At 66.1% G+C, this 22,824-nt stretch carries 21 protein-coding genes and 1 pseudogene; 15 read left to right on the top strand and 7 right to left on the bottom strand.

The features are described from left to right. On the bottom strand, positions 1-651 hold the full coding sequence (locus tag E5CHR_RS21080; RefSeq protein ID WP_162581658.1) for a TetR/AcrR family transcriptional regulator: 651 nt from the start codon (positions 649-651) through the stop codon (positions 1-3). 144 nt (positions 652-795) lie between these two features. On the opposite strand from E5CHR_RS21080, the gene E5CHR_RS21075 reads away from it, so the two are divergent. Genes E5CHR_RS21075 through E5CHR_RS21060 form a run of 4 tightly spaced genes read left to right on the top strand, consistent with a single transcriptional unit; the run spans position 796 to position 4,603 of the window. Next, entirely contained in the window at positions 796-1,938 is a 1,143-nt protein-coding gene (locus E5CHR_RS21075) for an aromatic ring-hydroxylating oxygenase subunit alpha (protein ID WP_162581657.1), read from the top strand. 40 nt (positions 1,939-1,978) lie between these two features. Then, positions 1,979-2,938 carry a PDR/VanB family oxidoreductase gene (locus E5CHR_RS21070; RefSeq protein WP_162581656.1) on the top strand — a complete coding sequence of 320 codons (960 nt, stop codon included), beginning with the start codon at positions 1,979-1,981 and terminating at the stop codon, positions 2,936-2,938. Positions 2,939-2,986: 48 nt separating this feature from the next. Next, entirely contained in the window at positions 2,987-4,030 is a 1,044-nt protein-coding gene (locus tag E5CHR_RS21065) for a hypothetical protein (RefSeq protein ID WP_162581655.1), read from the top strand. 9 nt (positions 4,031-4,039) lie between these two features. Continuing rightward, positions 4,040-4,603: a peptide deformylase gene (locus tag E5CHR_RS21060; RefSeq protein WP_162581654.1), complete on the top strand. Its 564-nt coding sequence runs from the start codon at positions 4,040-4,042 to the stop codon at positions 4,601-4,603. On the opposite strand, the gene E5CHR_RS21055 is transcribed toward E5CHR_RS21060, so the two are convergent. Genes E5CHR_RS21055 through E5CHR_RS21030 form a run of 6 tightly spaced genes read right to left on the bottom strand, consistent with a single transcriptional unit; the run spans position 4,604 to position 11,657 of the window. Beyond that, the gene (locus tag E5CHR_RS21055; protein WP_162581653.1) at positions 4,604-5,341 is read right to left on the bottom strand and encodes a class II aldolase/adducin family protein; all 738 of its coding nucleotides are present in this window, start codon (positions 5,339-5,341) and stop codon (positions 4,604-4,606) included. A gap of 14 nt (positions 5,342-5,355) precedes the next feature. Then, positions 5,356-7,005, bottom strand: a complete 1,650-nt coding sequence (locus E5CHR_RS21050; RefSeq protein ID WP_162581652.1) for an ABC transporter ATP-binding protein — start codon at positions 7,003-7,005, stop codon at positions 5,356-5,358. 8 nt (positions 7,006-7,013) lie between these two features. Further along, positions 7,014-7,844: an ABC transporter permease gene (locus E5CHR_RS21045; protein ID WP_162581651.1), complete on the bottom strand. Its 831-nt coding sequence runs from the start codon at positions 7,842-7,844 to the stop codon at positions 7,014-7,016. After that, positions 7,841-8,827, bottom strand: a complete 987-nt coding sequence (locus E5CHR_RS21040; protein ID WP_162581650.1) for an ABC transporter permease — start codon at positions 8,825-8,827, stop codon at positions 7,841-7,843. Before E5CHR_RS21040 ends, E5CHR_RS21045 begins: the two co-directional genes overlap by 4 nt. 22 nt (positions 8,828-8,849) lie before the next feature. Next, positions 8,850-10,445, bottom strand: coding sequence for an ABC transporter substrate-binding protein (locus E5CHR_RS21035; protein ID WP_162581649.1), 1,596 nt, complete (start codon positions 10,443-10,445; stop codon positions 8,850-8,852). 27 nt (positions 10,446-10,472) lie between these two features. After that, on the bottom strand, positions 10,473-11,657 hold the full coding sequence (locus E5CHR_RS21030) for an alpha/beta hydrolase family protein (RefSeq protein ID WP_162581648.1): 1,185 nt from the start codon (positions 11,655-11,657) through the stop codon (positions 10,473-10,475). Positions 11,658-11,857: 200 nt separating this feature from the next. On the opposite strand from E5CHR_RS21030, the pseudogene E5CHR_RS21025 reads away from it, so the two are divergent. From E5CHR_RS21025 to trbL, 11 genes and pseudogenes are all read left to right on the top strand, one after another. After that, a pseudogene (locus E5CHR_RS21025) lies at positions 11,858-12,281 on the top strand (transposase); the annotation flags it as partial. 267 nt (positions 12,282-12,548) lie between these two features. Continuing rightward, on the top strand, positions 12,549-13,445 hold the full coding sequence (locus E5CHR_RS21020; RefSeq protein WP_162581646.1) for a LysR substrate-binding domain-containing protein: 897 nt from the start codon (positions 12,549-12,551) through the stop codon (positions 13,443-13,445). 262 nt (positions 13,446-13,707) lie between these two features. Further along, positions 13,708-15,708 (top strand): conjugal transfer protein TraG, encoded by a 2,001-nt coding sequence (locus E5CHR_RS21015; RefSeq protein WP_162581645.1) that lies wholly within the window; start codon positions 13,708-13,710, stop codon positions 15,706-15,708. Beyond that, positions 15,705-16,175: a CopG family transcriptional regulator gene (locus E5CHR_RS21010; RefSeq protein ID WP_162581644.1), complete on the top strand. Its 471-nt coding sequence runs from the start codon at positions 15,705-15,707 to the stop codon at positions 16,173-16,175. The genes E5CHR_RS21015 and E5CHR_RS21010 overlap by 4 nt, the downstream gene beginning before the upstream one ends. After that, positions 16,159-17,217, top strand: coding sequence for a P-type conjugative transfer ATPase TrbB (gene trbB, locus E5CHR_RS21005; protein WP_443083087.1), 1,059 nt, complete (start codon positions 16,159-16,161; stop codon positions 17,215-17,217). The genes E5CHR_RS21010 and trbB overlap by 17 nt, the downstream gene beginning before the upstream one ends. Beyond that, the gene (locus E5CHR_RS21000; RefSeq protein WP_162581643.1) at positions 17,214-17,546 is read left to right on the top strand and encodes a TrbC/VirB2 family protein; all 333 of its coding nucleotides are present in this window, start codon (positions 17,214-17,216) and stop codon (positions 17,544-17,546) included. The genes trbB and E5CHR_RS21000 overlap by 4 nt, the downstream gene beginning before the upstream one ends. Then, complete coding sequence (locus E5CHR_RS20995; RefSeq protein WP_162581642.1) at positions 17,543-17,827, top strand: VirB3 family type IV secretion system protein; 285 nt, start codon at positions 17,543-17,545, stop codon at positions 17,825-17,827. The genes E5CHR_RS21000 and E5CHR_RS20995 overlap by 4 nt, the downstream gene beginning before the upstream one ends. Positions 17,828-17,849: 22 nt before the next feature. Further along, on the top strand, positions 17,850-20,357 hold the full coding sequence (gene trbE / locus E5CHR_RS20990) for a conjugal transfer protein TrbE (RefSeq protein WP_162581641.1): 2,508 nt from the start codon (positions 17,850-17,852) through the stop codon (positions 20,355-20,357). Continuing rightward, entirely contained in the window at positions 20,354-21,118 is a 765-nt protein-coding gene (gene trbJ, locus E5CHR_RS20985; protein WP_162581640.1) for a P-type conjugative transfer protein TrbJ, read from the top strand. Before trbE ends, trbJ begins: the two co-directional genes overlap by 4 nt. A 10-nt stretch (positions 21,119-21,128) precedes the next feature. Next, positions 21,129-21,437, top strand: coding sequence for an EexN family lipoprotein (locus tag E5CHR_RS20980; RefSeq protein WP_162581639.1), 309 nt, complete (start codon positions 21,129-21,131; stop codon positions 21,435-21,437). A 4-nt stretch (positions 21,438-21,441) separates the two neighbouring features. Continuing rightward, positions 21,442-22,815 (top strand): P-type conjugative transfer protein TrbL, encoded by a 1,374-nt coding sequence (gene trbL / locus E5CHR_RS20975; protein WP_162581638.1) that lies wholly within the window; start codon positions 21,442-21,444, stop codon positions 22,813-22,815. Positions 22,816-22,824 lie beyond the last annotated feature (9 nt).

Here is a 22,824-nt window from a genome sequence, read left to right as displayed (position 1 = left end):
TCAGCGCGCGGCCTTGCGCAAGGCCGTCGTACCGACCAGCGAATGCTGCAGCAGCGGGATCATCTGGTCGACGAGCTTGCGCGGGTCGAAGCCGTCGCTCGACAACGTCCACTCGGCCCAGATGCCCTTGAGAAAGGCCGTGATCGTGCGCGTGATCAGCGCGCAATCGGCCTGCGAGCCGTTGGCCTTCGCCACGGCCTTGACCAATCCGATGAGTTGCGCGCTGAAGCGCTCGTAGATCTCGTCGTGCACCTCGCGCACGCTCGCGTTGGTGTGCGTGAGCTCCCAGAACAGGAAGCGAATCCGAACATAGTCGTGATCGAGCAGCGGGGGTTGCAAGCCGGCATAGATGAAGGCCAGCAACTGCGCCATCGGCGTGTCGTCGGCTGCCTCGAGCGCTTCCTGCGACTGCGTCTGGAGCCGGTCGGACATGTACCGGTAGGTCGCTGCGAGCAGCTCGTCCTTCGAATTGAAGTGGTGCCGCACCATGCCGAGCGACAGTCCCGCTTCGGCCGCAATGGTGCGCACGCTCGTGTCCGACACACCGATGCGGCAGAGGCACCGGAAGGTCGCGTCAATGAGCTCCTGCCGGCGGACATCCGGCGACTTCTTGAGGAACGAGCGCCGTGGCGGCGCGGGGGTGGGGGACATGGGTTCTGATTTATTCGAAAGCATGGAGTTTGCGCTTGCCTCGACCGTTGAATTGCTGCATCATTGAATAATACGGTCGTATAGAGTGCTGCGACAAGTAGCGAGCCACAACACCCAAGGTTGCAAGATTCCAAGGACCCCCCCATGAGCGAAACGATTCAGCCCATCCAGCTTCATCTGCGCAAGCCCGCGATCAGCAAGACCGCGCTGCCCCAATCCCGGCATATCCAAGGTGAGATCTACACATCGCCCGACGTGTACCAGAAAGAACTCGACGAGTACTTCTTCAAGGACTGGCTCTTCATGGGCCGCGTCGAGCAGTTCGCCAACCCGGGCGACTACGAGGCGCGCCGCATCCTGGGCCGTCCGATCATCATCGCGCGCAACAAGGAAGGCGTGCTGCATGCCTTCCACAACATGTGCCGGCATCGCGGCGTCGAAGTGGCCGAGGGCAAGGGCAATGCACGCTCGTTCAAGTGCCCGTACCACGGCTGGACCTACGACCTGAATGGCCAGCTCGTCGGCGCCGCCTACATGAAGGACACCGAAGGCTTCGACCCCTCGGGCTGCAAGCTGCCGGAGATCCACCTGCAGGTGTGGCGCGGCAACATCTTCATCAGCTTCGCGCAGCAGCCGACTGTGTTCGAAGAAGCCGTGGCCGACCTCGAACGCGACTTCGCGATCCTGCACACCGAGAACTGCCGCCTCGCGGACATCACGCGCACCACGCTGCAGTGCAACTGGAAGTTCTTCCACGAGAACCTCATGGACTACTACCACGTGGGCGTGCTCCATGCGAAGACCTTCGGCGCGCGCTTCTCGTGGACGCCCGAAAATCTGGTGCTCAAGCCGAACGGCGGCCTGACGATGCACTACCAGTCGTCGCCTTCGACGCCCGATGGCAAGAGCCTGTTCGGCAAGGCGCCATGGCTCGACGAGCGCGACAACACCTTCGCCTGCACGGCTTTCTATCCGCCGAACATGACGCTCTTCGGCCGCATCGACTGCGTCAAGATCATCACAGCATGGCCGGTCGGCCCGGACAGCTGCGAAGTGTCGATCTACATGCTGTTCCCCGAGGAGTTTTTCTCGCATGATGACTTCGAGGAGAAGGTGTCGGTGTACCGCAAGTACCAGCTCGCGATCTACGAAGAAGACCGTGCCATGATCGAGTCGATGCAGAAAGCGATGAAGCTGCCCAACTACGAGCCGGGCCAGTTGTCGGTCATGGAGAAGCCGATTCATCACTTCCTGGGTCGCTATGTCGATCGCATGTTCGGAAGCTGATGTTGGCGAAGAAAGGCTGCACGCCACGCGGGTGTCGCTTGTGAAAGACGTTCAAACCTGCCGGGTCGTCGCGGTCAACCCCGAGGCTCAAGACGTCGTGTCCTTGCGCCTGCAGCCGGTCTCCGGTGGGTTGCACGACTTCGAGGCCGGTGCGCACATCCGCCTGCGTCTCGGGCGCGAGATCGTCCGCGCCTATTCGCTGTGCAACGGCCCCGACGAGCGGGATGCGTACGTCATCGCTGTCAAGCGCGAGCCTGCATCGACCGGCGGCTCCGCCGCGGTGCATGCGCTGCGCATCGGCGACGAGGTCGAGGTGAACCCGCCGCAGAACGCTTTCGCGGTCGACTGGTCGTCGTCGCACCTGGTGCTGGTGGCCGGCGGCATCGGCATCACGCCGATCATCGGCATGGCACGCGAAGCGGCTGCACGCGGACATTCGTTCGAGCTTCACTACTTCGCGCGCGGAACCGCGTGGGCGGCCTTCGCCGAAGAACTCGGCGCCTGCGCATGGGGTGATCGTGTGCGCTCCCACTACGGCTACGAGGCGTCGCGGGTCGAGGCCGAAATGCAATCGCTGCTGCGCGAGCGTCGGCCGGACAGCGACGTCTATGTGTGCGGACCGCTGCCGCTCATCGACCTCGTGAAGAAGATCGCCGCCACGAGCTGGCCGGCCGAACGCGTGCACTGGGAGAGCTTCGGCGGTGCGGCCGTGCTGCCGGCGCCGGGCGAATCCAGCGCGGTCGAAGTGCGCCTCGCGCGGGCCAACCGCACCATCAGGGTCGCGCCCGACGAGACCATACTGCAGGCGCTGCTCGCTAACGATGTCGATGTGCCGTTCTCGTGCCGCGAAGGGCAGTGCGGCATGTGCGTGGTCGACGTCATCGAGGGCGTGCCCGACCACCGCGACGACTTCCTGAACGATGCCGTCAAGGCCAATGGCGACTGCATGGCCGTGTGCGTGTCGCGCGCCAAGACGCCTGCGCTGGTGCTCGATCTCTGACGAGCAATCCCTCCAACAAGAACACGACAAGAACCTCCATCGGCATCCATGCAAACCCTGACTTCCCCGCGGCTCGCCCGCGCTGCCGACTGCCTGCTGCGCGAACAGTTCGCGGTCGCGCCCGGCGAGAGCGTGCTCATCACCGCCGACGCATCGACCGAGTTGCGACTGGTCGATGCGCTCGCGAACGGCGCCGCGCGCCTCGGCGCCAAGCCGCTCGTCGCGATGGCGCCGACCTTGCCGCTGCAAGGCGGGCTCAGCGATCCTTACGTGAGTGATTCGCTGGCCGCTGCAGCAGTCGCTTCCGACGTGTGGTTCGACTTCTGCTTTCCGTACCATGCCGGCTCGCGCATCCACAGCGCGGCGATGGACGCCAAGCGCTGCCGCTATGGCCTGCTCGCGATGTCGAGCGCGGCGAGCTTCGAGCGCCTCTATGGCGGCGTCGACTATGCGGCGCTGCTCGACTTCAACATCGCCTTCATGGAAATGATCTCGACCGCAGCCGGCCAGACGGTGCGCTTCACCTGCCCGGCTGGCACCGACGTGAGCTTCGTGCTCGACAAGGTCAAGCTCAAGCGCGCGCGGGTGTGCAACACACCGGGCATGGAGACCGTGCCGGGCGCGCAGAGCCTCTATCCGGCCAAGGGCAGCGTCAAGGGCCGCATCGTCATTCAGGCCCTGTTCGACGAGCACTACCGCAAGCTGCGCAAGCCGATCACGATCGCATCGGAAGGCACGATCACCGGCTTCTCGGGCGCCGGCGTCGAAGACCACCAGAGCTTCGACCGGGCGCTGCGCCGCGCGAGCGGCAAGGACGGCCTCGGCACCTTCGTGCACTTCACCTACGGCTTTCATCCGGCCGCGCGCTTCACGGGCCGGCAGTTCATCGAGGACATCCGCCTGCCCGGCAGCAATGCGATCGGCATGGGCCTGCCGTGGTGGGAACCGGGCGGCGGCGAGAACCATCCCGACGGCCTGGTGCTCGACCAATCGCTGTGGATCGACGGGCTCCAGGTGCTCGACGAAGGCCGCTTCGTCGGATCGAGCGAACTCAAGAATCTTTACGACAAGATGGGCTGCAGGCTCGACTGAAAGAACCCCATGGCGATACGACCGATTCTCAAGATGGGCAACCCCGAGCTGCTGGTAACCAGCCGGCCCGTGGAAGACCCGAAGGCACCCGAAGTACGCGCGCTGTTCCAGGACATGCTCGACACGCTCGAATCCGTCAAAGGCATCGGCATCGCCGCGCCGCAACTCGGCGAGCCCTTGCGCATGGTGCTCTACTGCATCCCGGCGTCACGCATCCCCGAGGGATCGACACTGGCGCCGGTGCCATGGACCGCGATGATCAACCCGGTCATCGAGCCGGTCGGCACCGAAGAAGCCTATCTGTGGGAACGCTGCCTTTCGCTGCCGGGACTCTATGCCAAGGTGCCGCGCTTCAAGCACATTCGCATCCATTTCCAGACGCCCGAAGGCGAGCAGGTGTCGCGCGATTGCTCGGGCTATCACTCGACTTTGCTGCAGCACGAATGCGACCACCTCGAAGGGCGGCTCTATCCGTCGCGCATCACCAACCCGACCGACTTCGCCTTCGTGTCGGAGGTGTGCGGCGAGGGCGGCGTGTACAAGTATTCCGTCGAAGAGTTCGACGGGCACTGATCAGTCTTCGACCAGCCTGCGCGCCGAAGCCCACAGCAGCTCGCTGTGCCAGGCGCTGCCGGCCGGATCGAACTGCGCGGCGGTGCGTTGCTGCACCGTGGGGCGCGGAATCACGAGCGGCTGGCCGCCCGACTGCGCCTTGATCTGCGCCTGGCAGGCCCGCTCCAGAAAGTAGATGTTGCCGAAGGCTTCCGCGATGGTCCGCCCCGCGGCCAGCAGCCCGTGGTTGCGCAGGATCATCGCGTCGAAGCTGCCGAGGTCGCGCACCAGCCGATCGCGCTCGTCGAGGTCGAGCGCGATGCCTTCGTAGTCGTGATAGCCGAGCCGCCCATAGAACTTGAGCGCGTGCTGGCTGATCGGCAGCAGGCCTTGTTCCTGCGCCGACACCGCGATGCCGTCGGCCGTGTGCGTGTGGATCACGCAGGCGAGGTCATGGCGCGCCATGTGCACGGCCGAATGGATCGTGAAGCCGGCCACATTCACGTCCTTGCCCTTCACGTCGTCGATCGCGCGGCCGGTCGGGTCGATCAGCACCAGGTCTTCCGGCCGCATCTCGTGGAACAGCACGCCGTAGCGGTTGATCAGAAACTGGTCGGTCGTGCCCGGGATGCGCGCGCTGATGTGCGTGTCGATCAGGTCGGTCATCCTGAAATGCGCGACCAGGCGGTACAGCGTCGCGAGGTCGCGCCGGGTCGTGCCTTCGGCTTCGTTCCAGGGCGGTGCTTGCACGTCGTTCATCGAAAAGCTCCTCGTCACGCGGCGATCTTGTGCTCGAAAAAATCCAGCCCGGGCATCGCGCCGAGCAGGGTGCGGGTATAGGCGTGCTGCGGCGCGTTGAAGAGCTGCGCCGGCGCGCCGCGCTCCACGATCTGGCCCTTTTGCATCACCACCACCGATTGCGAGATCTCGGCCGCCACTCGCAAGTCATGGGTGATGAACATCATGGTCAGGCCCAGCTCGGCCTTGAGTTCGGCGAGCAGTGCCAGCACCTGCGCCTGGATCGAGACATCGAGCGCCGACACGGCCTCGTCGGCGATCAGCAGCCGTGGCTTGAGCGCCAGCGCCCGCGCGATCGAGATGCGCTGGCGTTGCCCGCCCGAGAACTCGTGCGGAAAACGATCCACCGCCGAGGGTGGAAGTCCGACTCGTTCGAGCAATGCGGCGGCGGCCTTCAGAGCCTCGCGTCGCGGTGTGCCGTGGATCTGCGGGCCGCGCGCGATGGCATCGCCCACGCGCTGCCTCGGATTCAGCGACGCGAACGGGTCCTGGAAGATGATCTGCACGTCGCGCCGGTAGTCGCGCATCGCGGCTGCGTGCAGCGTGAGCACGGGCCGGCCGGCGAAGTCGATGCTGCCGCTGTCGGGCTCGATCAGCCGCATGACCATGCGTCCCAGCGTCGATTTGCCCGAGCCCGATTCGCCGACCACCGACACGGTCTCGCCTTCCTCGATGTCGAGGTCGATGCCGTTGGCCGCCACCACGGTACGTGGCGGCGAGAACAGGCCCGACTTGGTGACGAAGGTCTTGCGCAGCGCCCGCAACTGCAGCAGCGGCCCGCTGCGCGAACCTGCGCGCGCGGTGCTGCGCGCCTGGCGCCCGGGCACTGCCGCGATCAAGGCCCGCGTGTACGCATGCTGCGGATGGCGCAACACTTCGTCGCGCGTGCCTTGCTCGACCACCTTGCCGTGGCGCATGACGACCACGCGGTCGGCGATGTCCGCCACCACGCCGAAGTCGTGCGTGATGAAGAGCACGCCCATGTGGCGCTCGGCCTGCAGGCGCTGAATCAAGTCGAGGATCTGGCGCTGCGTGGTCACGTCGAGCGCAGTCGTCGGCTCGTCGGCCAGCAGCAGGCGCGGGTTGTTGAGCAGCGCCATCGCAATCATCACGCGCTGCCGCTGGCCGCCCGAGAGCTGGAACGGATAGCTGTGCATGATCTGCGGCGGCGAGGGGAGCCCGACGGCTTCGATGATTGCGAGCGAGCGCGCCTCGATGTCAGCCTGCGATGCCTTGCCGTTGCCGTGCAGCATCAGCGTCTCGGTCACCTGCGTGCCGATGCGCTGCAGCGGGTTGAGCGCGCTCATCGGTTCCTGGAACACCATCGACATGCGATCGCCGCGCAGCTTGCGCATCGCGGGCGCATCGAGTCGGGTGAGTTCGGTGCCGTCGAGTAGCACCTTGCTCGCAGGATCGATCGACACGCGCGGCGGCAGCAGGCCGAGGATCGCGTGCGCGGTCATCGACTTGCCCGAGCCCGATTCGCCGACCAGGCAGACGATCTCGTTGTTGGCCACGTCGAGCGACAGGCCTTCGACCGCATGTCTGCGGTCGCCGGAGGAGGGCAGCCGGATCGACAGGTTCTGGATCGACAGCAACGGCTGGCTGGAATTCGGAGGAGTCATCGGCGCGGTCATCGACGAGAAATACGAGGGTTGAGCACGTCGTTCAGGCCTTCGCCGACGAGATTAATGGCCAGCACCGTGAGCAGAATCGCCAGCCCCGGAAAGAAGCTCATCCACCAGGCCTGCCGGATCATGGTGCGCGCCGCGCCGATCATGAAACCCCAGCTCATGAGGTTCGGATCGCCGAGCCCCATGAAGCTCAAGGCGCTTTCGATGAGGATGGCCGTCGCCACCGCGAGCGAGCCGGTCACCACGATCGGCGACAGTGCGTTCGGGAGGATGTAGCGCAGGATGAGCGACATCGCCGATTCACCCTGGCAGCGCGCCGCCTGCACGAACTCTCGCTCCTTGAGGCTCAGGAATTCGCCGCGCGTGAGCCGCGCCACCTGCGGCCAACTGATGACGGCGATGGCGACGACGATGGTCTGGATCGACGGCGTGAGGATCGCCACCAGCAGGATCGCTAGCAGGAAGGCCGGGATGGTCTGGAAAAGTTCGGTGAAGCGCATCAGCGCCTCGCCGATGCGCCCGCCGAGGTAGCCGGACAGCGCGCCGACGACCACACCGATGAGCAGCGCAACCAGTGTGGAAACCACGCCGATCACGAGCGAGACGCGCGTGCCGTGCGCGATGCCGGCCGCGATGTCGCGCCCCAGGCTGTCGCTGCCGAGCAGCATGCCGTCGGTCTGCGGCGGCGTGAACGGGGCCGCCACCGAATCCCACGGGCTGCCCGGATAGAGCCAGGGTGCGGCGATGGCGAGGAGCACGACGGCGATGAGGACGATCGCGCCCAGCATGCCGCTCGGGTGCTTGAGAAAGGAACGAAGCGTGGGGTTCATCTTGCAATGCGCGGATCGATGACCCGATAGAGAAGGTCGGTCAACCAATTGAAGAAGATGACGATCACCGACAGCACCAGGAACACGCCGAGCATCACCTGGTAGTCGCGTTGCAGCACGGCTTCGTACGTGAGCCGACCGAGGCCGGGCCAGGCGAACACGGTCTCGATGACCACCGAGCCGCCGATCAGCGTGCCGGCCTGCATGCCGGCCATAGTGACCACCGGCAGCAGCGCGTTGCGCAGCATGTGGTGCCACAGCACGCGCGACTCCGACGCGCCCTTGGCGCGCGCCGTCTTCACGTAGTCCTGGTGGCTCACTTCGATGATCGACGCCCGCATGAGCCGCGCATAGATCGCCAGGTACAGCATGCCGAGCGTGATGGCCGGCAGCACCAGGTACTGCACCTTGTCGAGCACGGCCGCCGCGCCGGTGAGTCCGCTGCCGATGGTGCCGAAACCGAATGCGGGCAGCCAGCCGAGCTGCACCGAGAACAGCAGCACCAGCATCAGCCCAAGCCAGAAGACAGGCGTGGCATAGACCACCAACGACACGATGGTGATCAGCGTGTCCGACAGCTTGCCGGCGCGCACGCCCGCCAGGCTCCCCAGCACGATGCCGCCCAGCAATGAAATGAGAAATGCCGTGCCGGTGAGCAGCAGCGTGGCCGGCATGCGTTCGAGGATCACATCGAGCACCGGCCGCTGTTGCCGGTACGAGAAGCCGAGGTCGAGCCGCGCGACCTTGCCGAGGTAGGTCGTGAGCTGCGAGGCGATCGGCTGGTCAAGCCCGTATTCGGCGCGCACGCGATCGAGAAAGGCCTGATCGGTCGCGCCGGACTGGCCGGCGATCACGAGTGCCGGATCGCCGGGCGCCGCGCGTACGAGCAGGAAGTTGAAGACGGCGATCAGCAGCACGACTGCCACCATCCTCGCGAGGCGCACGCCGAGGGTGCCCGCCATCGCAAGCCAGTTGGGATTCATGGGTGAGCGAGAGAAGGACCGCTCAGCTGGCCGAGCCGAAATACACGGAGTCGAAACTTTCGTGAACGCCATTCGCGGTCGTGACGAGATTTTGCAGGCGCTTGTCGTACAGGGTCGGGAACTCCATCTCGACCAGCCAGGCGATCGGCGCGTCTTCGACGATGGTCTTCTGCATCTGGCTGTAGAGCGCCTGCCGCTTCTTCTCGTCGATCTCGTTCGCGGCCTGGTCGGCCAGCTTGTCGACCTCCGGATTCGAATAGCCGATGGTGTTCGAGAACAGCACCTTGCGGATGTTGGAGCTGATGTAGTTGCGCGTCACGCCGATGCCCGGGTCGGCGTATTGGAAGGGCCAGGTCAGGTTCAGGTCGTAGTCCCAGTTGCTGATGCGCTGGGCCCAGCCGGCCGCGTCCGACGTTTGCAGCGCGACCGCGACGCCGATCTTGGCGAGCGACTGGCGGATGTATTCGCTCACCCGCATCGGCATTTCGCCGTAGGGCGCGACCGGCAGGTTCAGGCGGGCGCGGATGCCCTTGTCGTCGGGCTTGAGGCCCATCTCGTCGAGCAGCGCCGTGGCCTTGGCCAGCGCGAACTCGTACTGGCGCGTGTTGGGTTCGTAGAAGCGCGTTTTGGACGATACCGGGCCGGTCGAGAGCTTGCCGAAGCCGTAGAGGATCTTGTCCTTGATGAAGTTGCGGTCGATCGCATGCGACACCGCCTGGCGGAAGCGCTTGTCGTTCATCGGCGCCGTGCGGTTGTTCATCTCCAGGTACATGATCGGCGCGAACATTTCGTAGCCCTTGGTCGTCATGCCGAACTTGGGCATCTTCGACAGGCGCTGCGCATCGAACAGTTCGAGGTCGGTCCACTGCGACAACTGGGCAGTGCCGTTTTCCATCGCGAGCGCGCGCGAGGCGCCGTCGGGCACGATGCGATAGATGATCGCGTCCAGGTGCGGCAACCCGGGCTTGAAGTACTCGTCGTTGCGCACCAGGTGGATGTGCGAGCCGCGCACCCATTCCTTGAACTTGAAGGGCCCAGAGCCGATCGGCTTGGTGTTGGCCGGGTTCTTCATGATGTCGGTGCCCGCGTAGACGTGCTTGGGCATCACCGGCAGGTTCGAGATGTCGAACGCATTGATGAAGGCGCCGAAGGGCTCCTTGAGCTTGAAGACCACCGTGTAAGGATCGGTCGCCGTGACCGACTCGCAGCGCGCGAAGATCGCTTTAGCGCGCGGGTGCGTCTGCGGCAAAAATGTGGTCACCGTGTAGACCACGTCCTCGGCGGTGAGCGGCTTACCGTCGTGCCATTTCACGTCGCGTTCGAGGTTGAAGGTGTACGTCTTGCCATCGGGCGAGATGGTCCACGTCTTCGCGAGGCTCGGCAGCGGCTTCAGATTGAAGTCGTAGGTGAGCAGGCTCAGGAAGATCTTGCTGGCCGCGGTCTGCGTCGGCGTCTGCTGGTTGACGCCGATGTTGAGCATCGGCGGCTCGGGCTGCAGGATCGCGTTGAGCGTGCCGCCCTTGGTCTGCGCCTGCGCGCTGCCGATGCCGAACGGGAACTGCGCCAGGCCGAGCGCGCCGGAGGCCAGCACGAGCTTGTGGAACTCTCTCTTCTTCATGGGGAATCCTCGGATAGAAACAAATAATCAGTCTGAGAGCAGCTTGCGCGAGCGCAGCCAGTCCTTGATGAGCAGGGTCGATTCGGTGAGCAGCTCGGGCTGTCCGGCGTAGTAGTGCGTCGCGCCGTGGATGACCTTCATCGTCTTGTCCTGGCTCGCGCAGGCGTCGTGCAAAAGCCGTGCATGCTGCTGCGGCACGCAGTCGTCGGCCGCGTTCTCGATCGCGAGAAAAGGCACGCTGATCTGCGCCGCGCACTGGAGCCCGTCAGCGCGGCTGTGATCGATCGACCATTGCGACAGCCACGAGCGCAGCATCGAAAAGCGCGCCAGGCCCACCGGCCCGGTGTTGACCGTTTCCGGATTGCCGAGATAGCACCAGCGCGCGCGCCGTCCGTTGGGTTCGAGCGCGGTGTCGAGGTAGCGGGGATCGGCCAGCGTGCGGTGCGTCACGAAGCCGTGTTCGACCTCGCCCGTGCCCTTCTTGCGCAGATGGTCGAGCGTTTCCTGCACGCGTTGCGTGATGCGCCGCACCCGCGCCAGTTGGGCCGTGCGGTAATGCGCGACGTAGTCCGCCGAGTAGGGTGGCTGGTTCGGATTCGCGGGATGGTAGATGTCGAGTTCGAGCGTGCGCGGGGCGTCGGGATCGAGTTCATCGACGACCGACGGATCGATCATGTCGCGCAGCATCACGGCGCGCGACAGATGCGCCGCCTGGCAAACCACTGCATCGGCCGGGATCAGCCCGGCGCCGCGGATATCGACCGGATCGCCGGCGGGCGTCTGCTCGATGGTCGGCCGCTCGGCCTGCGATTGATAGAAGAGCGACAACGATCCGCCGCCGCTCCAGCCCGCGAGCACGACGCGTTCGTAGCCGAGCTTCTCCTTCGCATGGCGAATGTGCGCGCCGAGGTCGACGATCACGTTCTCCATGATCAGGGCCGAATCGTTCTTGGCATAGCGGCTCGCGGCGCACAGCACGTGCACGCCGAGCGCGGCCATTTCGTTGGGCACGGGCAGCAGCTGCAGGGTGGATGCGGGGTGCATGAAGACCATCAGCGTCTTCGACGGAACGCCCTCGGGCCGCAGCAACACCGCCTCGAGATTGACCGAGCCCTGATTCCCGGCGAAGCCGTAGGTTTCAGTGAACGCACGAGACCCCTTGAAATGGATATGCATCCATGTGGAGCTCACCGCGTGGCGGGTTTCGGTCATCGATCGTTCCTTTAACTTTGACGCTTTCGAGCGTCCTTGCGTGTCAGTGCATCGGGGTTGTCGAAGTCGGGCCGGAAACCCTATTGACTTCAAACTCTATACGGTCGTATAAAAGAATGATGTCCGAACGGTGTCAAAAACGCAAGCGAATTTGATGGGTGTCTCTCATGATCGACGGCTTCGACGGCTTCGACGGCTTCGACGGCTTCGACGGCATGGTCGCCAGCTGGTCGTTCGGTACGCGCCCGGACGCTGAGCTCGTCAACACGATGCTGGATGCGGCCATCGAGACGGTGGTCGATAACGAAGACCGGCCTGTCGTTCACTCCGATCGTGGTGCCCACTATCGCTGGCCGGGCTGGCTCTCGCGTATCGCTGATGCGATGCTCATTCGCTCGATGTCGCGCAAGGGGTACTCGCCTGACAATGCGGCATGCGAAAGCTTCTTCGGTCGGTTGAAAGCCGAGCTGTTCTATCCTCGCAATTGGCAGTCCACAACCATTGAGCAGTTCATACAGGCCGTGGACTCCTACATCCGTTGGTACAACGAACAGCGGATCAAGATATCCCTTGGCTCTCTCAGCCCCCATCGAATACCGAGGGAGTCTTGGATCTACGGCATAAAACCAGCCCAAGTTTTTATCCGCACCCCAGTGGCGCCACTTCCTAGATGGAAATCAACAGTCACAGCACTGCAGGCGCGTCACGTACTGCAGCGTATCGTCTCAGTCCGTGACTGGCGCGCCGGTGTTCCGCAAGATACGACGTAGGTTGTTTGCAATTTTAGAGCTTGACGGCATGCTAGCGCCGAGCGCTCTCTGGTGCTTCCAGTCAGGAGGTCCGCTACGTGCTTGAACTATCACCGGCATTCGACAATTGGAGATCGGACTCGTGGATACTGGAACCGAGCTACGTCATCTACGCTACTTTGTCGCCGTCGCAGAGGAACTGAATTTTCGTCGTGCCGCTGAGCGGGTTCACATCGACCAGACACCACTCTCGCGCACTATTCGCGATTTGGAAAACAAACTGGGCGTCGTGCTGTTCGAGCGGCCGTCGCGCAAGCTGGTTCTGACGCCCTCTGGTGAGAAGTTGCTTGAAGAGGCGAGAAAGCTCTTCATCAGGCTGCAGCGGATCAAGCGCGTTGTGCGTGAAATCGATGGTCGCCACAGGGAGCCGCTTCGCATCGGCGTGGCCGACGGCATCGCTCAGCCCAAGCTCTCGGAGTGCTTCGCCAACTGGCGCGCGCAGGCACCCAACATCCCGCTCGAGCTCACGGAGATGCGCGCGGCTGAACTGGTGGCCGCTTTGAGGCGCGAGGAAGTCGATCTCGGGTTTTCTTTCGGCGTTCCGGACGACCACGCGATCGTGCAGGAAGCCGCTTGGTCCTATCCATTGGTGGCGCTGCTGCCGCTAGAGCATGAACTGGCAACGCGCGAGGTACTGCCGATTTCCGAGCTCCTTGCCTCCCCAATGATCGCATGTGAACTTGGTCGCTTGCCTGGGCTTCGCCTGCAGATGGATGCTGTGCGTCGGCAGTACGCAGAAAGACCCGTCATCGCAGGCGAAGCCCGGACGCTCGCCGGGTACGTCACCCGCGTGGCGACGGGCCTGGGCGTCGGAGTCGCCGACGCCGGCCATATGGCGACGTTGCGCCGCGCCGATATTGTCATCGTGCCGCTGGCCGAGAGCATACACATCACGACCTGCGTGTTGCACAAGCGTCAGAGCCACGGAACGCACAAAGCGCTGCAACGTTTTCTGCTACACGCCAGAACGCTGCGCTGATCGATACGGCGTTTTGCCGCTGGCGCGATGCTGCGTCGCGCCAACGGCGTTGGACAGGCCGTCGATCCTTTGAAATGCTACCCCGCCGCGTGGCGCCGCGATCCTCGCGCTTAGCCATCGACCGGCTCAAAGCCGGAACAACACATGCGCCCACGTACTCGCCACCTCGCTGCGGTGGGTGTGCGCTGCGGCTCAATGATTTCAGACTTCATATCGCAGTGCCGCTTCGGCACGCGCACTGGAATGAACACGGAGGTGACCAATGCCGAGAGGAGCCAATGGCATCCTGTTTGGACAGATTTTTGCGGTGCCGAGCGTCGCGATTGCTGGCGTATGGGCGGCCACGCAGTGGACAGCGCACGCGCTGGACTATCAGCAGCGGCTCGGAGCACCCTGGTCCGAGTCGTTGGGCGTGCCCGTCTACATGCCCTGGAAGATTTTCGAGTGGTGGTATTGCTTTGATGCGTACGCGCCTGACATTTTCTTGCGCGGTGGGACCATCGCGGCATCGAGCGGGCTGTTGGCGGCAGGCATAGCGATTGCCATGGCTGTGTGGCGCTCGCGGTTGGCCAGCCGAATTACAACATATGGCTCCGCCCGCTGGGCCGAAGTCGAAGAGCTCGCCCGGACTGGTCTGACGAGACCGTCCGGCGTCTTCCTCGGCGAGACCTCGGACGAGAGCCGCGGCTACCTGCGTCACGATGGGCCCGAGCATGTAATGGCCTTCGCGCCCACACGGTCCGGCAAGGGCGTCGGGCTCGTGGTACCCACGCTCCTGTCCTGGCCCGCCTCGGCCGTGATTCACGACATCAAGGGAGAGAACTGGAATCTCACGGCCGGCTGGCGTGCGCGCTTCTCGCACTGCCTGCTGTTCAATCCGACCGATGCGCGCTCGGCTGCCTACAACCCGCTGCTCGAAGTACGGCTCGGCGCACACGAGGTACGCGACGTGCAGAACATCGCGGACATTCTGGTTGATCCCGAGGGTGCGCTGGAGCGCCGCAACCACTGGGAGAAGACCAGCCATGCGCTGTTGGTCGGTGCGATCCTGCACGTTCTGTACGCCGGCGAGGACAAGACGCTGCGTGGCGTCGCCAACTTCCTGTCCGATCCCGCATGCCCCTTCGAGGTGACGCTGCACCGGATGATGACGACACGGCACCTGGGCCAGGACATCCATCCGGTCGTCGCCTCGGCCGCGCGCGAGGTGCTCAACAAGAGCGACAACGAGCGCTCCGGGGTGCTGTCCACCGCGATGAGTTTCCTGGGCCTGTACCGCGACCCTACGGTGGCCGAGGTCACCTCGCGCTGCGACTGGCGCATCGCCGATCTGATCTCTGCCGAACACCCGGTGTCGCTGTATCTCGTGGTCCCGCCTTCGGACATCAGCCGCACCAAGCCGCTGATCCGCTTGATCCTCAACCAGATCGGCCGGCGCCTCACCGAATCGCTCGACGGGTCCGACGGCATCGCGCGCCTCCACAAGCTGCTGCTGATGCTCGACGAGTTCCCGGCACTGGGACGGCTGGACTTCTTCGAGTCCGCGCTGGCGTTCATGGCCGGCTACGAGCTTCGCGCCTTCCTAATCGCGCAGTCTCTCAATCAGGTCGACAAGGCCTATGGCCCGAATCACTCGATCCTCGACAACTGCCATGTGCGCATCGCGTTCGCCACCAACGACGAGCGCACCGCCAAGCGGATCTCGGAGGCGCTGGGAACGGCCACCGAGTTGCGTGCGCAGCGCAACTACGCCGGGCACCGGCTCGCGCCTTGGCTGGGCCATCTGATGGTCTCACGCCAGGAGACGGCGCGGCCGCTGCTCACGCCGGGCGAGGTGATGCAGTTGCCGCCCGACGAGGCGGTGGTGATGGTCTCGGGCCATCCGCCGATCAAGGCCAGGAAGCTGCGCTACTACCAGGACCGCAACTTCACGCGGCGTGTGCTGGCACCACCGGCGCTGGCTGCGGGCTCTTACGCGGACCGGCCGATGGCGCGGCCCGACGATTGGAGCGGACTGGCGCCGCTGATCGCTCCCGAGTCTTTGTCGTCAGCCGATGCGGGTGGCTTCGCCGACGAGGGCGGCCACCAGCTCAAGCCCGAACTGGAGGTCGTGCGCGACACGCCGGCGCTGCCCGAGGACGATGGCCTGCTGGTGCTCGATGACGAGGACGACGTGCCCCTGCGGCCGCGCGACGTGGACCGTCAGCTCACGCGTACGGCGCGCCTCGCCGCGCTGGACCCTGGCGACGGGATCGCGCTATGAGCCGGACTCGCCTGAACATCTTCATCGAGCCGGAGCACGCCAAACGGCTGGATCGGCTGGCGGTGCACAAGGGTGTGTCGAAGTCTGCCGTGATCGCTGCCGCGCTGGCTTCGTTCCTGTCGCCGGATGGAGGCGACCACCGCGAGGCGGCGATCGCCAAGCGCCTGGACCGGCTCTCGCGCCAGTTCGACCGGCTCGAGCGCGACCAGAACATCTTGATCGAAACGGTGGCGCTGTACGTCCGCTACTTCCTCACCGTCTCGATCCCGGTGCCCGAAGGCCAGCAGGACGCCGCACGGGCGCAGGGGCGGGCCCGCTATGTGCAGTTCATCGAGCAGCTCGGGCGGCACCTGCAGCGCGGGCGCAGTCTGATACGCGAGGTTCATGAGGAGATCGAGCCCGAAGCGGCGCCAACGCACGCAGGGCAGGGAGAACCGGAGGAGGCCGCTGATGGTCCAGCCGTCTGATCGTTCTTCCGGTTCGACGACCGACGCTGCCGCGGACAGCGCGCTGGCCCGGCGCATCCGGATGCTGCGCACGGCCATGGGGCCGGAGATCGCGGCAGCCCTCGCGGATCCGGAGGTCGTGGAGGTGCTGCTCAATCCCGATGGCTCGCTGTGGGTGGACCGGCTCGGCAGCGGCCGCGCGCCGACCGGCGCGGAGCTGCCGCCACCGGTGGCCGAACGCATCATCCGCCTCGTCGCCACGCACGTGCGCGCCGAGGTGCATGCCGGTACGCCGATCCTCTCGGCCGAGCTTCCCGAGACCGGCGAGCGTTTCCTGGGTGTGCTGCCGCCGGTGGTGCGCGCCCCCTCGTTCGCGATCCGCAAGCGGGCGCTGCGCATCATGAGCCTGGCGCAGTACGTGGCCGACGGCATCCTGACCGAGGACCAGGCGGGGTTCCTGCGGCAGGCGGTGCGCGAACGCCTGAACATCGTGGTGGCCGGTGGCACCAGCACGGGTAAGACGACGCTCGCGAATGCGCTGCTCGACGAAATCGCCGAGACGCGAGACCGGGTGCTGATTCTCGAGGACACGGTGGAGCTGCAATGCCGCTCCGACGACCACGTGAGCATGCGCACCGAACCGGGCGTGACCACCATGGCCGACCTGGTGCGCGCCACCTTGCGGCTGCGCCCCGACCGCATCGTGGTCGGCGAGGTGCGCGGTGCCGAGGCATTGGACCTGCTCAAGGCCTGGGGCACCGGACATCCAGGAGGGATTGCCACCGTGCATGCCGGCTCCGCGCTGGGCGCGCTCACGCGGCTGGAGCAATTGGTGCAGGAAGTCTCGGTGACCGTGCCGCGCGCCCTGATCGCCGAAGCGGTCCACGTCATCGTCTTCATCGCCGGGCGTGGCCGCGCCCGGCAGGTGCGCGAGATCGCGCGCGTCATTGGTCACGACAGCAAGGGCTACCAGCTCGATACCTCGGCGGTGCCTGGTTTCCCGTTGCTCTCTTCATCTCGTCCTGCCCCTTCCATCACGTCGTCTTCTGGAGAACCGTCATGACGATTTCACGCAGTTCCGCAAAGCTGCTTCTTCTCGCGGCTGTCGCGGCAATGCTCTTGCTCGCCGTCGCGCTGCCCGCGCAGGCGGCCGGCTCCAACATGCCCTGGGAGGCACCGCTGCAGTCGATCCTCGACTCGATCCAGGGCCCGGTGGCCAAGATCGTCGCGGTGATCATCATCATCGTCACCGGCCTGACGCTGGCCTTCGGCGACACCAGCGGGGGCTTCCGCCGTCTGATCCAGATTGTGTTCGGCCTGTCGATCGCGTTCGCCGCCTCCAGCTTCTTCCTGACCTTCTTCAGCTTCTCGGGTGGGGCGGTGCTGGCATGAGTGAGTCGACTGCTTTCTCAACCGCCCTCGCACCCGGCTTCGAGATTCCACTGCACCGATCCCTCACCGAGCCGATGCTGCTGGGCGGCGCGCCGCGCACCGTGGCGATCGCCAACGGCACGCTGGCCGCCGCGGTCGGCCTCGGGCTGCAGCTCTGGCTGCCCGGCCTCGCGCTTTGGGTCGTCGGCCATGCGCTGGCGGTCTGGGGCGCGCGCCTGGACCCGCAGTTCATGCAGGTCTTTGCGCGGCACATCAAGCAGCGTTCGCTGCTGGACATCTGAGGCGAGTCATGGAGAGCATGCCATGCTGAACCTCGCCGAATACCGCAAGCGCCCGGCGCTGATGGCCGATTGGTTGCCCTGGGCCGGGCTGGTCGCCCCCGGGGTCGTGCTCAACAAGGACGGCGCGTTCCAGCGGACGGCGCGGTTCCGCGGGCCGGACCTGGACAGCGCCACGCAGGGCGAACTCATCGCCACGTCGGCGCGGCTGAACAACGCGCTGCGCAGGCTCGGCTCGGGCTGGGCGCTGTTCGTGGAAGCCGGGCGGTGCGAGGCGGCCGGCTATCCCGAGTCGTCGTTCCCCGAGGCGCTGTCCTGGCTGGTAGACGAGGAGCGCCGCGCCGCCTTCGAGGAGGACGCCAGCCACTTTGAGAGCGGCTACCACCTGACCTTGCTGTACCTGCCGCCCGACGAGTCGAAGGCGCGAGCCGTGGGGCTGCTCTATGAGAACGCCGGGGTTGAGAGCAAGGATGGGAAGGGCGGATCGGAGGAATCGAACGGGGCGGACTGGCGAGCACGGCTGGATTCCTTCGTGGCCGAGACCGAACGCCTCCTGGGCCTGCTCGAAGGCGTGATGCCAGAGGTCGAGTGGCTGGACGATGCGCAGACGCTGACCCACCTGCATGGCTGCGTGTCGACGCGCCGGCAGGCCGTCACGGTGCCCGAGGTGCCGATGCATCTTGATGCGCTGCTGGCCGACGAGCCGCTGACGGGCGGGCTGGCGCCGATGCTCGGCGACCGGCATCTGCGGGTACTGTCGGTGCGGGGTTTTCCGACCTCGACCTGGCCAGGCCTGCTGGACGATCTGAATCGGCTGGGCTTCGCCTACCGCTGGAGCACGCGCTTCCTGTGCCTGGACAAGGCCCAGGCCGAGAAGGAGCTCGTGCGCCTGCGTCGCCAGTGGTTCGCCAAGCGCAAGAACATCGTCGCACTGTTGCGCGAGACCATCTTCCAGCAGGAGAGCGCGCTGGTCGACTCGGACGCCTCGAACAAGGCGGCGGATGCCGACGCGGCGCTGCAGGAGCTCGGCAGCGACCAGGTGGCCTTCGGCTATGTGACCGCCACCGTGACCGTGCTCGACGCCGATGCGGCGGCGGCCGACGAGAAGCTGCGCGCGGTCGAGCGCGCGATCCAGGGCCGGGGCTTCGTGACGATCCCCGAGACGCTCAATGCGGTCGAGGCCTGGCTCTCATCGATCCCGGGCCATGCCTACGCGAACGTGCGCCAGCCGATCGTCTCGACCTTGAACCTCGCGCACATGATGCCGGTGTCGGCCGTGTGGGCGGGCCCCGAGCGCAATGCACATCTCGATGGCGCGCCGCTGATCGTCGCGCGCACCGATGGCGCCACGCCGTTCCGGCTGGTCACGCACATCGGCGACGTCGGGCACACGCTGGTGGTCGGGCCGACCGGCATGGGCAAGTCGGTCCTGCTCGCCACGCTCGCGCTGCAGTTCCGCCGCTATCCCGGCTCGCGCATCCTCGCCTTCGACATGGGGCGCTCGCTGCGGGCCTCGATCCTGGGGCTGGCCGGCGAGCACTATGACCTCGGCTCGGACGGCGCAATCGCGTTTCAGCCGCTGGCGCGCATCGACCAGGACGGCTACCGCGCCTGGGCGGCGGAGTGGGTGGAAGGACGGCTTCGCCAGGAAGGTCTCGAGGTCGGGCCGGCCGAGCGGGAGATGGTGTGGTCGGCACTGGCCAGCCTCGCCACTGCGCCGCCCGAACAGCGCACGATGACTGGGGTGGCGGTGCTGCTGCAGTCGAATGCCCTGCGCCAGGCGCTGGCGCCCTACGTGCTCGGCGGTGCGCACGGGCGGCTGCTGGACGCAGACCGGGACCGGCTGGGGGCGTCCTCCATCCAGTGTTTCGAGATGGAGGAGCTGATGCACAGCAAGGCGGCCGTGCTGGCCGTGCTCGGCTACCTGTTCGCGCGCTTCGACGAACGCTTCGACGGCGCGCCGACGCTGCTGATCCTGGACGAGGCCTGGCTGTTCCTCGACGACCCGGTGTTCGCCGCGCGCATCCGCCAGTGGCTCAAGACGCTGCGCAAGAAGAACGTCTCGGTGATCTTCTCGACGCAGAGCCTGGCCGACATCCAGAACTCCAGCATTGCCCCTGCCATCGTGGAGAGTTGCGCGAGCCGGATCTTCCTGCCCAACCCGCAGGCCACGGAGCCGCAGATCCGCGTGATCTACGAGGGCTTCGGGCTCAACTGCCGGCAGATCGAGATCGTCGCCACGGCGCAGCCCAAGCGCGAGTACTACTACCAGTCGCGCCTGGGCAACCGGGTCTTCGAGCTCGGGCTCGGACCGGTGGCGCTGGCGTTTGCGGGCGCGGCGTCGCCCGAGGACCAGCGCGAGATCGACCGCGTGCAGGCCTCGGTCGAGGCGTCGCCGTTCGCGCGCATGCCTTCGGTTTTCGCGGCCGCCTGGCTGCGCCATCGCGGTCTCGGCTGGGCGGCCGACCTCATTCCGTCGTTTCCATCTGCATCTCCAACTCTTTCTTCAACCCCACAGGAGCAAATGCCATGAATCTCCAGTCTTCCTTCAAGCCCCGGATCGCCGGGCTGGTCGCGGTCACTGCGATCGCCTTCGGTGTGGCCCCACCGGCGCATGCCATCTTCGGCGTCGGCGACACCGTGTTCGATGCGTCCAACTTCATCCAGAACATGCTGACGGCGGCCCGCGCGCTGGAGCAGATCAACAACCAGGTCGAGCAGTTGCAGAACGAGGCGCAGATGCTGCGCAACCAGGCGAGGAACCTTCAGGGGCTGGACTTCAGTGCGCTGTCCGAGCTCAAGTCGACGCTGGCGGCGACGAACCATCTGATCCAGCAGGCGCAGGGGCTGGCCTTCAACGTCTCGCGCATGGAGGCGGAGTTCAAACGGCTCTATCCCGAGTCCTTTTCGGCGGGGATGTCCGGCGCGCAGATGGCCGGCGATGCGCGGCAGCGCTGGCGCAACTCGCTGGAAGCCCTTCGCACGGCGACGCAGGTGCAGTCGCAGGCGATGCAGAACTTCGCCTCCGACGAGCGGGCGCTCACCGATCTCGTGAACCGCAGCCAGTCGGCCGCGGGCGCCTTGCAGGCGATGCAGGCGACCAATCAGTTGCTGGCGCTGCAGTCGCGCCAGGCGATCCAGGCGCAGCAGCTGCAGATCACGCAGGACCGCGCTGCAGCGCTGGAACAGGCGCGGCAGGTCGTCGTGCAGGAGCGTGCGCGCGAGGTGCGCCGGCGTTTCATGGGCAGCGGCACCCCGTACACGCCCTACAGCGTGAACTTCTATGGCAGTTGAGGGGACGTCCATGAAGAAGCTGCTTTTCAGCATCACTGGGGCCGTGGTCCTGGTGCTCGCCGGCTGCGGCAAGTCCGAGCCCACCCAGCCCGCGATCGAATCCGTCGAATCGCTGGTCGCGAATCCCGAACGGCTCAAGGATCTGCGGGCGCAGTGCAAGGCCGACCATGCCCAGATGGGCGACGCGCAGTGCCATGCGGTGGCCGAGGCCACGCGCAAGCGCTTCATGAGCGGCGGCCAGTCGCCGTACGCGAACGACCCGGTCCCGCCACCGGCCGCAGCGGCTTCGCCGCCGGCTGGCGCGGGCGCCAAGGACTGACGCGATGCACGATGTCGCGGTCATCGATCGCTTCCTCGATGTCTTCTCGCGCTACATCGATTCGGGCTTTGGCCTCCTGCACGGCGAGGTGGCGTTTCTGACGGCCACGCTGGTGGTGATCGACATGACGCTTGCCGGGCTGTTCTGGGCCATGAGCCATGCGACGGGGCAGGGCGACGACGTGATCGCGCGGCTGATCCGCAAGGTGCTCTATGTGGGGGCGTTCGCTTTCATCATCGGCAACTTCAACCAGCTGGCCGGCGTCCTGTTCCGGTCGTTCGCGGGGCTCGGCCTGGTGGCGTCGGGCTCTGGTCTGACGCAGGCGCAGTTCCTGCAGCCGGGCCGGCTCGCGCAGGTCGGCATCGAGGCGGGGCGGCCGATCATGGAGCAGATCGGCGAGATGACGGGCTTCCCCGAAACCTTCGCCCATCTGGACACCATCGCCGTGCTGTTCATGGCCTGGCTCGTGCTGATCGTGAGCTTCTTCGTGCTCGCAGTGCAGCTGTTCGTCACCCTGATCGAGTTCAAGCTGACGACGCTGGCGGGCTTTGTGCTCGTGCCCTTCGCGCTGTGGAACAAGACGGCGTTCCTGGCCGAGAAGGTGCTGGGCAACGTGATGTCGTCGGGCATCAAGGTGCTGGTGCTGGCCGTGATCGTGGGGATCGGCACGGGCCTCTTCGCGGAGTTCCGCACGCCGCCTGGGGCCGATCCGTCCATCGACCATGCGCTGACCGTCATGCTGGCGGCGCTCGCGATGCTGGGCCTGGGGATCTTCGGGCCGGGGATTGCGACGGGCCTGGTGTCGGGCGCGCCGCAGCTCGGTGCGGGCGCGGCGGCGGGAACGGCCCTGGGTGCGGCGGGCCTGGCCGTCGCCGGTGGCACGGCCGTAGCAACTGCAGGTTCGGCCGTGGCTGCGGGGGCGCGTATGGCGCCCGGTGCGGCGCGTGCAGCCATCGGTAGCGGCGCGGCGGCCGCACGCTTGGCCAGCGACCTGGCGAGCGGCGCGAAGTCGGCCTACCAAGACGGCGCCGCGTCATCCAGCGGTGGCGGCGTGCGCGCGGCCAGCGCCGGTCTCGCCCATCTCGCGAAAACCGGTGCCGGTGTCGTCGGCCAGCGCGTCGCGTCCGGCGCCCAGGCGGTCAAGGCTCGCGTGGCGAACTTCGTGGCCGATGCGGCAGTGCCCGCTGCCGCGGGGAACGCGGCATCCGCCGGTGCGGACGAGGCCGGCACACCGCCTCCCGAGCCCGCATGGGCCCGGCAGATGCGTCGCAAGCAGCAGCTGAACCATGCGGCCTCGACGACGGCGCACGTGCTGCGCTCGGGCGATCACGGCGGCAGCGGAACGGGCCCGAGCCTGCGCGACGACGCCAACGCCTGATCCGGCTTC

This window comes from Variovorax sp. PBS-H4, from assembly GCF_901827205.1.
Taxonomy (GTDB): domain Bacteria; phylum Pseudomonadota; class Gammaproteobacteria; order Burkholderiales; family Burkholderiaceae_C; genus Variovorax.
The sequence above is the reverse complement of the archived record's forward strand: the minus strand, read 5'-3'. Positions and strand labels throughout refer to the sequence as shown.

Coding starts and splice junctions, on each gene's coding strand:
- E5CHR_RS21080 (WP_162581658.1), bottom strand. CDS start 651: ATGTCCCCCACCCCCGCGCCGCCACGGCGCTCGTTCCTCAAGAAGTCG.
- E5CHR_RS21075 (WP_162581657.1), top strand. CDS start 796: ATGAGCGAAACGATTCAGCCCATCCAGCTTCATCTGCGCAAGCCCGCG.
- E5CHR_RS21065 (WP_162581655.1), top strand. CDS start 2,987: ATGCAAACCCTGACTTCCCCGCGGCTCGCCCGCGCTGCCGACTGCCTG.
- E5CHR_RS21060 (WP_162581654.1), top strand. CDS start 4,040: ATGGCGATACGACCGATTCTCAAGATGGGCAACCCCGAGCTGCTGGTA.
- E5CHR_RS21055 (WP_162581653.1), bottom strand. CDS start 5,341: ATGAACGACGTGCAAGCACCGCCCTGGAACGAAGCCGAAGGCACGACC.
- E5CHR_RS21050 (WP_162581652.1), bottom strand. CDS start 7,005: ATGACTCCTCCGAATTCCAGCCAGCCGTTGCTGTCGATCCAGAACCTG.
- E5CHR_RS21045 (WP_162581651.1), bottom strand. CDS start 7,844: ATGAACCCCACGCTTCGTTCCTTTCTCAAGCACCCGAGCGGCATGCTG.
- E5CHR_RS21040 (WP_162581650.1), bottom strand. CDS start 8,827: ATGAATCCCAACTGGCTTGCGATGGCGGGCACCCTCGGCGTGCGCCTC.
- E5CHR_RS21035 (WP_162581649.1), bottom strand. CDS start 10,445: ATGAAGAAGAGAGAGTTCCACAAGCTCGTGCTGGCCTCCGGCGCGCTC.
- E5CHR_RS21030 (WP_162581648.1), bottom strand. CDS start 11,657: ATGACCGAAACCCGCCACGCGGTGAGCTCCACATGGATGCATATCCAT.
- E5CHR_RS21015 (WP_162581645.1), top strand. CDS start 13,708: ATGCCGAGAGGAGCCAATGGCATCCTGTTTGGACAGATTTTTGCGGTG.
- E5CHR_RS21010 (WP_162581644.1), top strand. CDS start 15,705: ATGAGCCGGACTCGCCTGAACATCTTCATCGAGCCGGAGCACGCCAAA.
- trbB (WP_443083087.1), top strand. CDS start 16,159: ATGGTCCAGCCGTCTGATCGTTCTTCCGGTTCGACGACCGACGCTGCC.
- E5CHR_RS21000 (WP_162581643.1), top strand. CDS start 17,214: ATGACGATTTCACGCAGTTCCGCAAAGCTGCTTCTTCTCGCGGCTGTC.
- E5CHR_RS20995 (WP_162581642.1), top strand. CDS start 17,543: ATGAGTGAGTCGACTGCTTTCTCAACCGCCCTCGCACCCGGCTTCGAG.
- trbE (WP_162581641.1), top strand. CDS start 17,850: ATGCTGAACCTCGCCGAATACCGCAAGCGCCCGGCGCTGATGGCCGAT.
- trbJ (WP_162581640.1), top strand. CDS start 20,354: ATGAATCTCCAGTCTTCCTTCAAGCCCCGGATCGCCGGGCTGGTCGCG.
- E5CHR_RS20980 (WP_162581639.1), top strand. CDS start 21,129: ATGAAGAAGCTGCTTTTCAGCATCACTGGGGCCGTGGTCCTGGTGCTC.
- trbL (WP_162581638.1), top strand. CDS start 21,442: ATGCACGATGTCGCGGTCATCGATCGCTTCCTCGATGTCTTCTCGCGC.